Below are 471 nucleotides of genomic sequence, written 5' to 3' on the forward strand. Positions count from 1 at the left end.
TCGATCAGTTATTTCTATTTTTCCAACGATCCATCAAATATTACTATGACTCGACCAAAGCTACTTACGGATCTTCCTTCATGAGCGCTTCCATGCTTTCCGCCCCGGACCAATACCAGGAGATTCGTGACGCCGTGCGCGCCCTGTGTAGTCAGTTTCCCGCTGACTATCACCGCAAGATCGACGAGGCGCGTAGTTATCCGGAGGAATTCGTCAACGCCCTGACGAAGGCCGGCTGGCTTGCTGCGCTGATTCCGCAGGACTATGACGGCCCCGGTCTGTCGATGGCCGAAGCCTCCGTCATCATGGAAGAGATCAATCGTTCAGGCGGCAACTCCGGCGCCTGCCACGGCCAGATGTACGTGATGAACACGATCGTGTTCAGTGGCACGGAGGCGCAGAAGCAACGCTATTTGCCCCGCATCGCCGCGGGCGAGTTGCGTGTGCAATCGATGGGCGTGACCGAGCCCT

Annotated in this window: 1 protein-coding gene; it reads left to right on the forward strand. The window is 57.1% G+C overall.

The features are described from left to right. Positions 1-80: 80 nt before the first annotated feature. Positions 81-471, forward strand: a 391-nt coding sequence (locus U4Y90_RS36010) for an acyl-CoA dehydrogenase family protein (RefSeq protein WP_321801911.1), incomplete at its 3' end; no start/stop codon positions are given.

Origin of the sequence: Caballeronia sp. J97 (assembly GCF_905220305.1) — a bacterium.
Classification (GTDB): Bacteria; Pseudomonadota; Gammaproteobacteria; order Burkholderiales; family Burkholderiaceae; genus Caballeronia.